11 protein-coding genes and 2 pseudogenes are annotated in these 11,512 nt (G+C 74.8%); 3 read left to right on the top strand and 10 right to left on the bottom strand.

Annotated features, from left to right (window positions below; genetic code table 11):
* The 5 genes and pseudogenes from WA788_RS34060 to WA788_RS34040 all read right to left on the bottom strand — a co-directional run.
* Positions 1-192 (bottom strand): annotated as a pseudogene (locus WA788_RS34060) (ABC transporter permease); the annotation flags it as partial.
* An 82-nt stretch (positions 193-274) separates the two neighbouring features.
* Positions 275-427, bottom strand: a pseudogene (locus WA788_RS34055) (glycosyltransferase family 2 protein); the annotation flags it as partial.
* Complete coding sequence (locus tag WA788_RS34050) at positions 414-1,238, bottom strand: DeoR/GlpR family DNA-binding transcription regulator (protein ID WP_335984201.1); 825 nt, start codon at positions 1,236-1,238, stop codon at positions 414-416. The pseudogene WA788_RS34055 and the gene WA788_RS34050, both read right to left, overlap by 14 nt.
* 77 nt (positions 1,239-1,315) lie before the next feature.
* Entirely contained in the window at positions 1,316-2,671 is a 1,356-nt protein-coding gene (locus tag WA788_RS34045) for a GntT/GntP/DsdX family permease (protein WP_335984200.1), read from the bottom strand.
* Positions 2,668-4,167, bottom strand: coding sequence for a homoserine dehydrogenase (locus tag WA788_RS34040; protein ID WP_335984199.1), 1,500 nt, complete (start codon positions 4,165-4,167; stop codon positions 2,668-2,670). Before WA788_RS34040 ends, WA788_RS34045 begins: the two co-directional genes overlap by 4 nt.
* Positions 4,168-4,385: 218 nt before the next feature.
* Between WA788_RS34040 and otnK the strand changes: the two genes are divergently transcribed.
* A complete protein-coding gene (otnK, locus tag WA788_RS34035) occupies positions 4,386-5,762 on the top strand; it encodes a 3-oxo-tetronate kinase (protein ID WP_335984198.1) in 1,377 nt (458 codons plus the stop codon).
* Positions 5,759-6,403 (top strand): class II aldolase/adducin family protein, encoded by a 645-nt coding sequence (locus WA788_RS34030; RefSeq protein WP_335984197.1) that lies wholly within the window; start codon positions 5,759-5,761, stop codon positions 6,401-6,403. The genes otnK and WA788_RS34030 overlap by 4 nt, the downstream gene beginning before the upstream one ends.
* A 73-nt stretch (positions 6,404-6,476) precedes the next feature.
* On the opposite strand, the gene WA788_RS34025 is transcribed toward WA788_RS34030, so the two are convergent.
* Positions 6,477-7,232, bottom strand: a complete 756-nt coding sequence (locus tag WA788_RS34025) for a sugar O-acetyltransferase (protein WP_335984196.1) — start codon at positions 7,230-7,232, stop codon at positions 6,477-6,479.
* Between the two features lie 416 nt (positions 7,233-7,648).
* Here WA788_RS34025 and WA788_RS34020 point away from each other — a divergent pair, with 416 nt between their 5' ends.
* A complete protein-coding gene (locus WA788_RS34020; RefSeq protein ID WP_335984195.1) occupies positions 7,649-8,314 on the top strand; it encodes a hypothetical protein in 666 nt (221 codons plus the stop codon).
* Between the two features lie 17 nt (positions 8,315-8,331).
* Here WA788_RS34020 and WA788_RS34015 read toward each other — a convergent pair whose 3' ends face one another.
* From WA788_RS34015 to WA788_RS34000, 4 genes are all read right to left on the bottom strand, one after another.
* On the bottom strand, positions 8,332-8,802 hold the full coding sequence (locus WA788_RS34015; RefSeq protein ID WP_335984193.1) for a PaaI family thioesterase: 471 nt from the start codon (positions 8,800-8,802) through the stop codon (positions 8,332-8,334).
* A 268-nt stretch (positions 8,803-9,070) separates the two neighbouring features.
* Positions 9,071-9,880, bottom strand: a complete 810-nt coding sequence (locus WA788_RS34010; RefSeq protein ID WP_335984192.1) for an urease accessory protein UreD — start codon at positions 9,878-9,880, stop codon at positions 9,071-9,073.
* A 54-nt stretch (positions 9,881-9,934) separates the two neighbouring features.
* A complete protein-coding gene (gene ureG / locus WA788_RS34005) occupies positions 9,935-10,642 on the bottom strand; it encodes an urease accessory protein UreG (RefSeq protein ID WP_335984191.1) in 708 nt (235 codons plus the stop codon).
* Between the two features lie 147 nt (positions 10,643-10,789).
* Positions 10,790-11,464 (bottom strand): urease accessory protein UreF, encoded by a 675-nt coding sequence (locus WA788_RS34000; protein ID WP_335984190.1) that lies wholly within the window; start codon positions 11,462-11,464, stop codon positions 10,790-10,792.
* Positions 11,465-11,512: the final 48 nt, after the last annotated feature.

The following is an 11,512-nucleotide window of genomic DNA, read 5'->3' as shown; positions in this document are numbered from 1 at the left end:
CTTCGCGAACTCGTTGATGAAATGTCGCCGACCCCACAACTGCCGCGTGTAGGCCAACAACCCCGGCCGAGCACCACTGACCGACAGACCGTACATGGCGGCGAGGTCGGCGGCACTGAGGCCGTCGTCGAAGGCCGAGGGCACCGGCGAGGCGCCGACGGCGACCGCGCCATTGTGCGTTGCATCACTCACAGTTGACACTTTCGTCCTCAATGTGCGCGCCCGGGTGCAGGGGGTTCCCGGACTGCGCCTGATGCTCTCAGATCCGAGCTTCTCATGTGATCGCGGGTCGGCCCAGCCGGATCAACCGCCACACCGTACGCCAGCGCATCGGGCGCCGCCGACCGCACGAAGTGCCCCGCCCCTCCCGGAAGCCGCCGGACCACGCGCGCAGCGCGGTGCGCCGCCCCGGGTCAGGCGGACGGCGGCCCGGCCGGCGCGGGTCCGGCGGGGACCAGCCGCAGGTCGGTGCCGGCGGCGCGGATGCCCTCGGCCGCCGGCGTGGCGAGCCCGTCGTCGGTGATCACCAGGTCGAAGGCGCTCAGCGGCGCCACCTTGTACATGCCGAACGTGCCGTACTTCGACGCCCCGGTGACCAGCACCGACTGGGCCGCGCCCGCCATCGCGGCACGCTTGACCTCGATCTTGCTCTCCGACGGCGTGGTCACCCCCCGCAGCAGGTCCCAGGAGCTGGCGCTGACGAACGCGATGTCGAAGGCGAGCTGGCGCACCGTGGCGGCAGCGAGCGGCCCGACGCTGGAGCGGTTGTCGGGCTCGACCCGGCCACCGACGTGCACGGTGTCGATGTGCCGGGCCTGGCACAGCTGCTCGACGGCGTGGAAGTCGTTGGTCACCACGGTCAGCGCGCGGTGCTCGACCAGCGCGGGGATCATCGCGTGCATGGTGGTCCCCGCGTCGAGGTAGACGGTCATGCCCTCGGCGACCAGCGCGGCGGCCTCCTGGGCCATCGCGTGCTTCTGCGGCTGCTCGACCAGCGCCTTGGCGGTGAAGCCGGGTTCGGAGCGCACCCCGCTGGCGATCCGCACCCCGCCGGGCACGGAGTAGACCAGCCCCTGCTGCTCCAGCTCCGTGATGTCCCGGCGGACGGTCATGTGCGAGACCCCGAACAGCTGGGTGATCTGCTGGACGCTGAGCACGCCTTCCCGGCGCAGGTGCTTCAGCAGCGCCTCCCGGCGCTGGTCGGGGATGAGCGGCACGCCGTCCGTCGAGGGCTTCAACCCGGTTCCTCCGTCCCGTTGTCCGTTTCCCGCTTGCCGCTTCCGTGCTCCGTCTCCGTTGCCCGGGGGCTCGCGGTTCAGCTGACCACCGTACTGAGCAGCAGGATGCCACCCAGACTCAGCAGCGACTGCAACGACAGCATCAGCGTCCAGGTGCGGAAGGTCTGCCCCACGCTGAGCTGGTAGTACTCCTTGAACAGCCAGAACCCGGAGTCGTTGACGTGCGAGAGCATCACCGAGCCGGACGCGGTGGCCAGCACCAGCAGCTCCGGTGAGAGCCCGGGGTAGGCGCCCATCAGCGGGCCGACGATGCCGGCCGCGGTGACGGTGGCCACGGTGGCCGAGCCGAGGCAGATCCGCAGCAGCGCCGCGACGCCCCAGGCCAGGATGAGCGGGGAGATCGACCAGTGCACCGCGTGGGTGGAGATCACCTTGCCGACGCCGGTGGCGGTGAGCATCTCGCTCAGGGCGCCGCCCGCGCCCAGGATCAGGATGATCATGCCGGCCGGGCCCAGGCCCTTGGCGGCCATCTTCTGGATCTGCCCCAGGTCGAAGCCGGTGCGGGTGCCGAGCGCGAGGTAGGCGAAGACCACGGCCACGGCGAGCGAGAGCACCGGGTTGTCGCAGAACTCGAAGAAGGTGTGCTCCCAGGAGCCGTCCGCGGCCTGGCTCTTGCCCAGGGTGCCGATGAGCATCAGCACCGCGGGCAGCAGGACCGTGGCCATCGCCGCGGTGAGCGACACGGTGCGGCCCTGCCGGGCCGGCTCGATGCGCTCCTCCGGCGCCGGCCCCTTGTCGAGGTCGGGCGCGGGCCCGAACCAGCGGCTGGCCACCCGGGTGAGCAGCGGGCCGTTGATCACCGCGATCGGGATGCCGATGATCAGGCCGTAGAGCAGGGTGAGCCCGGTGTTGGCGTGGTAGGCGCCGATCGCCGCGGTCGGGGAGGGGTGCGGGGGCAGCAGGCCGTGCGAGATGTACAGGCCGGCGGCCATCGGCAGGCCGACGTAGAGCAGGTGGCTGCCGGTGCGCCGGGCGGTGGCGTACACCAGCGGCACCAGCATCACGAAGCTGACGTCGAAGATGTGCGGCATGCCGATGAGCAGCGCGGCGCCGGTCATCGCGAACGGCACCCACTTGATCGGGCGGGCGCCGATGAAGGCGGTGGCGATCCGGTCGGCGCCGCCGGAGCCGAGCAGGATGCCGCCGAGGACGGTGCCCAGGCCGATGATCGGGCCGACGTCGCTGAGCGCGTCGCCGAAGCCGCTCTCGAAGTGGTCCACGGTCGCGTTCGGGCCGATGCCGTTGGCGAAGCCCAGCCCGAGGGCGGCGGCGCTCAGCGCGAGGAACGGGTGCAGCTTGGCCTTGGTGATCAGCACCACCAGGACCACGACGGCGACCGCGGCGAGGACTATGTGCTGGACGTCGGAGCTCATGACCGCCCCCGCCCGCCGCTGCGGTGCGCTCCGGCGGTGGCCGGCAGGCTGTTCGCGGGGGCGGTCTCGGCGGCGGGGCCGGGGTCTGTGTCGGGGTCGGGGTCTGTGTCGGGGTCGGGGTCTGCGTCGGGGTCGGCGCCCGCCTGCCAGGCGCGGGCCAGCGCGTCGTCGTACCCGGTGAGGTCGGCCAGGCGCAGCAGTTCGCCCGCCGCGACCGGCCGGGCCAGCCGGGCGCCCGCGGCCAGGTAGAGGGGTGCGACGTCGGACGGGGTGTCCTCGTCGCGCAGCAGGACGGCGTGCACGCCTTCCACGTCGTGGTGGTGGCCGCCCATCCGCAGCCCGGTGCCGGCGGGCAGGTCGTGCCGGGCGCGGCCGGCCAGGACCGCGCTGCGCCCGGGGCGCGCGCTGCCGTGGGTACGGCCGGCCGCGGCGGCCCGCAGGGTGTTCGGGGCCTCGACGCCCATGAGGTGGTAGGGCAGGTAGATCGCCGCGTAGCGGCCGTCGCGGCTGACCACGTGGCCCTTGCCCGCCAGGAGCTGCCAGGTCACGGGGTCGTGGGTGCGCACCACGACGAACACGCCGCCGGCGAAGGACGCCTCGCCCGGCAGCCGCAGCGCGCTGAAGACGTCGACGGCGCCGGGCCGGCGCAGCACGCCGCCGTGCTCGCGCAGGGCGTAGACGTCGGCGAGTTCGGCGGGGCGGGCGACCGGGTAGTGCAGGCGCTCGGTGTCGGGGCGGAAGCCGGTGTGGGCGGCGACCACGGCCATCTCGCAGTAGTCGGCGGTGGCGCCGACGGGCAGCGCGGCGACCGCCGCGGCGCGCGCTTCGAGGGTGGCGCGCACGTCGTCGCCGAGGGTGAGCAGGCCGGTCAGCGCGGGGGCGGGCACGGTGGTGTCGAGTTGGGTGACGGTGCCGGTCGCCGGGTCGAGGACGAGGTCGTACTCGCTGGACTTGCCGATGGCGACGACGTCGAGCCCGAGGTCGCGCGCCCAGGCGGTCAGGCCGACGAGGTTCGCGGGCTGGTCGCCCTCGACGGGGGTGTAGACCAGCCCGCGGCGGGCCGCCTCGCGGGCGAGGTGCGGTCCGGCGACGGAGTCCACCTCCTTGCTGACCATCGCCACGTGGCGGCCGGCGGCCAGGGCCGCCTCCGCCATCGCCAGACCGTGCACCGGGCTGCCGGTCGCCTCGGCCAGGACGTCCCAGCCGGCGGCCTGGAGGGCGGTGGCGTCCGCGGTGACCGCGATCCGGCCGTCGGCCGCGGCCCGCGCGACGGACTCGGCGTCCGGGCAGGTCACGAGGTCGTCGGCGGCGTAGCCGAGCGCCACGCACACGGCGTGGACCTGCTCGACGTCCAGGTCGCACAGCACGACCGGCTGGAGCCACGGGATCAGCAGGCTCTGGGCGAGGAGGGTACGGGCGAAGCCGCCTCCCGCACCCGACAGCGCGTAGCGGACCGGGCCGCTGCCGTTGTCCGCGGACTCGTCGCGCATGTTCATGGCGGTCCTATCGGGATGAATGCCGGTCCGCAGGGACCGGGTGGGGCTGGTGTCGGGTTGCTCGTGAGGCGCGGGACGGCCCGGCGGTGTCGGCGCGGGAGCTGTCGGGCGCTCATGAATTAACACAAACTAAACACGGCTTCACGTCACGGTCAAGCATGTTAACATTTTTTCACAACGGACGGCCGGTGCCGTCACACGGCAGCACAGGAGGACCGATGCCATCTCTCGGGGCGATCGCCGACGACTTCACAGGGGCGACGGATCTCGCCACGATGCTGGTCACCCGCGGGTTCCGGACCGTGGTGGCGGTCGGCGTCCCCGGCATCACCGGCATCACCGACGTGCGTGACGGCGCGGCGGCCGGCGACGCGTCCTGGGCGGACGCCGACGCCGTCGTGGTCGCCCTGAAGTCCCGCACGGCGCCGGTGGCCGAGGCCGTCGGCAACTCGGTCGCGGCGCTGCGGGCGCTGCGCGCGGCGGGCTGCACCCGCTTCTACTTCAAGTACTGCTCCACCTTCGACTCCACGCCCCGCGGCAACATCGGCCCGGTCGCCGACGCCCTGCTCGACGAGCTCGGCCAGGACGCCACCGTCGTCGTGCCCTCCTTCCCGGCCACCGGCCGCACCGTCTACCGCTCCCGGCTCTTCGTCCACGACGACCTGCTCGACGAGAGCCCCATGCGCGACCACCCGCTGACCCCGATGCGCGACGCGCACCTGGGCCGGCTGCTGGCTCCGCAGACCCGCCGGACCGTCGGCCGCGTGCGCCACGAGGCCGTACGCGGCGGGGCCGACGCCGTACGGGCGGCGCTGCGGGACCCGGCCGCCGGCGACCTGGCGGTGGTGGACGCGACCACCGACGACGACCTGCGCGCCATCGCCGCCGCGACCGCGCACCTGCCGCTGGTCACCGGCGCGGCCGGGCTGGCGCTCGGCATGACCGGGCCGCGCGACGGCCTGGCCGCCGCCCGCGCGTCGAGCACGGGCCGCGGCCCCGCCGCAGTGCTGTCCGGCAGCGCCTCGGCGACGACCCGCGCCCAGGTCCGGCACGCCCGCGCGGTGCTGCCCTCCCGCGCCCTGGACATCGCGGCTCTGCGGACGGACCTCGACGGCGCCGTGTCCGACCTGGTCGGCTTCGTCCGGGGTGCGTGGCGGGCGAACCCCGGACTGCCGCCGATGATCTACGCCACCGACGACCAGACCACCGTACCCGAGTCCGGCATGTCGGATTCGGGGCCTGTGGATACCGGCGGTAGGAGCCCCGGCGGTACGGTTCCCGGCGCTCCCGGGGTGAGCGGGCCCGGCTCCGGCGACGCGGTGCTGGTGGAGACCGCGCTGGCCCGGTGCGCCGCCGCCCTCGTCGCGGCCGGCGCCCGGCACCTGCTGGTGGCCGGCGGGGAGACCTCGGGCGCCGTGGTCACCGCGATCGGCGCGCGCACCCTGCGGGTCGGCGCGCCCATCGCGCCCGGTGTCGCCTGGACGCACACCGAGGCGCGGCTCGACGGCGGCCGGCACCCGGTCGACCTGGCACTGAAGTCCGGGAACTTCGGGGCCACCGACATGTTCACCACGGCGTGGGGAGAGCTGGCGTGAGGACGCCCGAGACCGATCTCGTCCAGGCGGGCGCGAAGCTCCAGTCGCTCGGGTTCAGCCCGGGCGCCAGCGGCAACATCAGCGTCCGCGACGGCGACCGGGTGCTGATCACGCCCACCGGGTACGGCCTGGGCGGCCTCGACCCGGACCGGCTGAGCGTGGTGGACCTGGCCGGCCGCCACATCTCGGGGCCGCGGCCGTCCAAGGAGTTCCCGCTGCACACCGCGTTCTACCGGCGCGACCCCACCGCCGGGGCCGTGGTCCACCTGCACTCCCGGCACGCCGCCGCCGTCAGCTGCCGGCCCGGCTGGAGCGAGCGCAGCGCGATACCCCCGCTCACGCCGTACTTCGTCATGCGCGTCGGCCAGACCCCGCTGATCCCCTACGCCGCCCCCGGCGACCCCGGGCAGGCCGCCGGCCTCGAAGCCCTCCCGTTCCCCTTCCGCGCGGCCCTCCTCGCCAACCACGGCCCCGTCGTCGCCGGCGCCGACCTGGCCGCCGCCGTCGACGCGGCCACCGAACTGGAAGAGGTCTGCGCCCTGCTGCTCCTCCTCGGCGAGAGCGGGCAGCGCCTGCTGACCGCCCCCGACATCGAGGAACTCACCACTCGCTACGGCTCGTTCTGGGACCTCGACGCCTGACGGCACGTCAGGAGACTGCTTCTCGTCCGTGCGGGTTCTCGTGCGGTCGGCGGCGCCCGTGCGCGCCCGTACGCTACTGACGCTGCGTCAGGTCCGCGTCCGTGATGGGCCGGACAATGCGGCAGGGCGCGCCGAAGGCGACCACCATCGGCGGGATGTCATGGGTGACGACGCTGCCCGCGCCGATCACCGAGCCGTATCCGATCGTCACGCCCGGCAGCACCACCACATTGCTGCCGATCCACACCTTGTCCCCGATCGCCACCGGCTCGGAGAAGCGGTTGTAGTCCACGCGCAGCTCCGGGTGGACGGGGTGGCCGGTGGTGGTGATCGTGGTGTTCGGGGCGATCATCACGCCGTTGCCGATGCGGATCTCCACGTCGTCGATCAGGGAGAGGTTAAAGTTGCCGTAGAAGTCGTCCCCGATGTGCACGTTGCTGCCGTACGCGGCCTGGAAGACGGGCGCGATGAAGCTGCGCTTGCCGATCGAGCCGAGGATGCGGCCGAGCAGGACGGCGCGGCGCTCCGCCTCGGCGGGGGCGGTCTGGTTGTACTCGTGCAGCAGGCCCGCGCGGCGGCCGCCCTGGAGGAAGCCGGCGTCGGACTCGTTGTAGAGCAGGCCGTGGGTGATCCGGTCTCTGGCCTCCGCGTGCGTGTCCGCGTGCGTCTGCGTGTCCGCGGTCGGGCCCGCGGGCGCGGCCCCCGGCACGTCGGGCTGTCCGACCGTACGGTCGCGCGCACGGTCGTCCTCGAGCTGTGCCATCCGTTCCTCCATCAGCGTCTCCTGGTCCTGGCCGCCGCGGCCGGGCGCCCGTACCAGGGTCGGCACCGGCCGGGTCCCGCACAACCACCTTCGGCCTGCGGACTTCCTTCGAGTGGCGGATGGGCCTGCCGGTGGCGCAACGGCGCAGTGATCGGCCTTGCCGCCCCCGCGCATCCTTCAGCGGCTGGTGGCCGTCAAGTTCGTCAGCGGGGTCGCCGAGTACCCGAACGCGGCCCGGCAGTTCGCCCGCGCGGCCCGGACGCTCGCGGCGCTGAACCACGGCAGCATCCGGCAACGCCTTCGGCACCCTGACCTACATGGCGCCCGAGCAGCGCGACGGCCGCGTCGGACGTCTACGCGCTCGGGCTGGTGCTGGTGCTGGTGCCGGTCGAGAAGCTCAGCGGTCGACGGGCACCGGCGGCCCAACCACCGGCCCCGCGCGGCAGTCGCTGCCCGCCCACCTGGTGCCGCTGCTCACCCGGATGACGTCGCTGCTCCCCCAGGACCGGCCGTCGGCCGCCGAGTGCGCACGGGAGTTGCGGGCGCCCGCGCCGGAGCCGACGCTCGTGGTGGCGGAAGGGCCCGTGGTGGACCAGCCGCACGCCCCTACGATCCCGGCGCCCGGGCCGAGGCCGGGGACGGGCACCGGCAGTGCGCCGCAGCCGCGTCGTACGGGGCTCGGCGCCGCGGGGGCGCTGCTGGCGCTGTACGCCGTCTCCTGCTTCCTGCGGGCGTACTCCGCTGGGGGCGACGGCCAGTCCGTGTGGAGCGTGCGGTGGGGCACCCTCGTCTGCTTCGTGCAGTCGCTGGTCAAGGCCACCGGCCACGACTTCGCCACCTGGGACGCGCTCGCCCGCGGCGCCGTCGCCTCTCTGCTCGCCTTCTTCGGCCTGCTGGCCACGCTGCTGTCCCTGGCGGGCCTCCTACCCGGCGCGGGGCCTTTGCCGCGCCGGACCGGCTACGCGGGCGCGGCCGTCGCCGTCATCGCGCTGGCCTGGCAGGCGACGCTCGACCCGCCCTGGTACACCCCCCACTTCGCCATGCCCACGTCCACCGGCATGTGGTTCTTCTACGCCGTCACGGCCCTGGCCGTCACGGAGTTCGGCCGCCGCGACCTCCTGGCCCGACGGGCGGCCGCCCGCCCGTAGCGCGCGCCGGGGGCACCTCAGGCGGTGGGAGGCTCGACGCGGATCAGGGTCTGCTGCCCGCCGGCGACGAGCGTGCGCCCGGCGTCGCGGACGCCGAAGACCTCCAGCCGGCAGACGGTCAGGGTGCGCCCGGACCGCAGTACCGTGCCCACCGCCTCCAAGTGGTCCCCCACGGCGGGCGCGAGGAGGTTGATCTTGTACTCGACCGTCAGGACGTCGGCGGTGGCCGGGAAGAGCGTCAGCGCCGCGTAACCGCCCGCGCTGTCGGCCACCGCGCTGGTGGCGCCCGCGTGGAAGTAGCCGTTCTGCTGGGTCAGTTCGGGCCGGTGCGGCAGCTCGATGTGCACGCTGCCGGGCGCGACGCGGGTGATCCGCGCGCCGAGGTGGGCCATGAGCCCCTGACGGCCGAAGCTCGCAAGGACCCGCGCCCGCACCTCGGCGGACACGTCCTGCTCTTCCTCCGCCGGCACGTCCGCGCCCTCGTCCATGCGTCCTCCTCCGTTCACGCCGCCCGGGCCCGTCGCTCCCGGCCCGTGAGGGGCTGGTGTCCCGTACTCCCTGTGATCCTCCTCCACGCTCCCGTCAGCCCGTTCGCCGACCCCCGCGTCCTCGCGCGGCTGTGTCCGCTCCCGGCCTGCCGGGGTACGGCATCACCGCCGGCACCGATCCCGCCGCCCTCACGATCGCGTCGCAGGGGGCGCACGTACCGGCCGCTCGGAGCACCCACCACCTCCGGCGCCCTCTTCGCCGGGCTGCTCACACCCCGCGGGTGAGCGCGCGCTCCAGCGCCTCGTCGAGCAGACCGCGCAGCCGACTGGCCGTGCCGGCGACCGCGGTGGCGAGGACCGCCGGGCCGGCCAGCGGCGCGAGGACCCCCTGGGCGCCGCCGCCCGGGTCTCCGAGCAGCACCGTGGGGAGCCCGGCGGGGGCGATGTCCGGCTCCACCACGAGGAGTTGGCCGCAGGCCCGGTGGCCGCCCACGACGGCCGGACCGTCCCACCCGGGGTGGGGGTCGCCGTAGGAGGTGTGCTGGTCGAGCAGTGGGCGGCCGCCGCGGTGGACGGTCAGGCGGGTGGTGAGGCGGCCGCTGGGCTCGCCGGTGCGGCCGAGGACCTGTTCGTCGCGCAGCACCAGGCGGGCGGTGGGGGCGAGGTCCACCGTGCAGGTCTGGTACAGAGTGCTGCCCGCGGTGCTGATCACGGGTTCGGGCAGCCAGTGCAGCACGCCGCCGTCGGCGACGGTGAGGCGGACGTCGTAGGTGGCGGCGTCCGTGCCGGGGCCGCGCAGCGCGATGGTCGAGGCGGCCGCGGTGATCCGCAGGCCCGCGTCCGGCCCTACCTCGACGTGCAGGGCGAGCCGGTCGCCGCCCAGCGGCCCGCTCATCGCACCGATGACGTCGATCCGGGCCAGCCCGTCCTGGTCGCGCAGCCGTTGGAGGTAGAACGGACCGTCGCCGCTGAGCAGCGGGAGCACCGTGGCGGTGCCGTTGCGGGCGGCGTGCACCCGGGCGGTGGCCGTGACCGCGGGGGTGTCGGCGAGGGGCGGGTCGGGGGCGGGTGCGTTCATGTCTCCTGCCGGCAGGTAGGGGCGCGGAGGCCGCGGTGGCGGGGCGACCGGGGCTCAGCGCGGGGCGGCGGGCGCGGGGTGCCAGGCGGCCAGGCGGCCGAGCACCCACTCGGCGACCGGCCGGACACCGTCGTCGCCGGTCAGGGAGGTGAACACGACCGGCAGCGGGCCGCGTTGCCGGGCCGCGTCAGCGGCCATGGTGTCCAGGTCAGCGCCGACATAAGGCGCGAGGTCCGTCTTGTTGACCACGAGGAGGTCCGCGGTGGTGATCCCCGGGCCGCCCTTGCGCGGGATGTCGTCGCCGCTGGAGACGTCGATGACGAAGACCTGCGCGTCGACCAGGCCCCGGGAGAAGGTGGCGGTGAGGTTGTCGCCGCCGGACTCGACGAGGACCAGGTCGAGCGGGCCGAGCCGGTCCTCCAGCTCCTCCACGGCTTCGAGGTTGGCGGAGATGTCGTCACGGATCGCCGTGTGCGGGCAGGCGCCGGTCTCCACGGCGCTGATCCGCTCCGGCGGCAGAACTGCCTCCCGGCGCAGGAACTCCGCGTCCTCGCGGGTGTAGATGTCGTTGGTGACCACCGCGAGCAGGAACCGGTCGCGCAGGGCGCGGCACAGCGCGGCCACGGTGGCGGTCTTGCCGGAGCCGACGGGCCCGCCGAGGCCGATCCGCAGCGCCCGGCGGGAGCCGTCGGGCCGCAGGGCGCCGGCGGAGGCGGCGGCGGGACCGAGGTCGTGGTCGTCGGGCGCGTGGTCGAGATGCATGGGCGCGGGTTCCTTCCGACAAGGGTGCGAGGGCGTACGGGCCCGAGGGTCCGAGTGCGTACGGGCGGGGGCGGGATCGGGCGGGCGGGGGCGGGATCGGGCGGTACGGCATCGTCGGAGGTGGGGAACGGTGGGCGTGGGCGGGCGTCAGGACGCGAACAGCCGCACGGGCCGGACGGCGTGCTGTTCGGCCGTGATGTCGAGCAGCGGCGCGCAGGCTGCCGGGAGAGCGGCGGTGCCCTCGTCGCGGACCCGGTCGGCGGCGTCGGCGGCGCGGCGGGCGACGGCTTCCACGTCGTCGCACAGCCGGGCCACGACGGCGGTGGCGTCGAACGGGTCCAGGCCGAGGAGCCGTACGGCCGCGGCGGCGGGGCCGCTGACGTGGTCGAGGGCGACGGCGTGCGCGGCGTCCGGCCCGGTGAGGCCGGCGGCGGTGGCGGTGACGCCCAGCACTACAGGATGGTGGGCGCCGCCGGGCAGATCGCGGGCCAGCCGGTCGAGTGCCTCGCACGGCCAGATGGCGCGGGCGGCCCGCAGGAGTTGGCGGCCCAGTTTGCGTGCCGTGGCGCGCAGCGCGGGCGCGGGCGTCCGCGCCGCGGCGGCCCCGTCCAGGTCGAGGGGGTCGTGTCCGGCGGCGGCAGCCGCGGCGAGCGCGGCGGCGGTCAGTCCCGACGTGTGCAGCCGGCCACGGCAGAAGGCGAGGAGGGTGGCGGGGTCGTGGACGGTTCGGGCGGCCACGGCGGCCTCGACCCCGCCGGAGTGCGCGTGGCCGCCCGCCGGGAAGCGGCCGTCGGCGAGGAGGAGGAGGGCGGTGCGGGTCATGGGTGTACGGCCATGCCTTTCCGGGGCTCGGCGGCGGGCGGTCGCCGA

Source organism: Streptomyces sp. CA2R106 (genome assembly GCF_037034245.1).
Taxonomy (GTDB): Bacteria; Actinomycetota; Actinomycetes; order Streptomycetales; family Streptomycetaceae; genus Actinacidiphila.
Note: the sequence above shows the minus strand (reverse complement) of the source record. Positions and strands in the feature narration are given on the sequence as shown.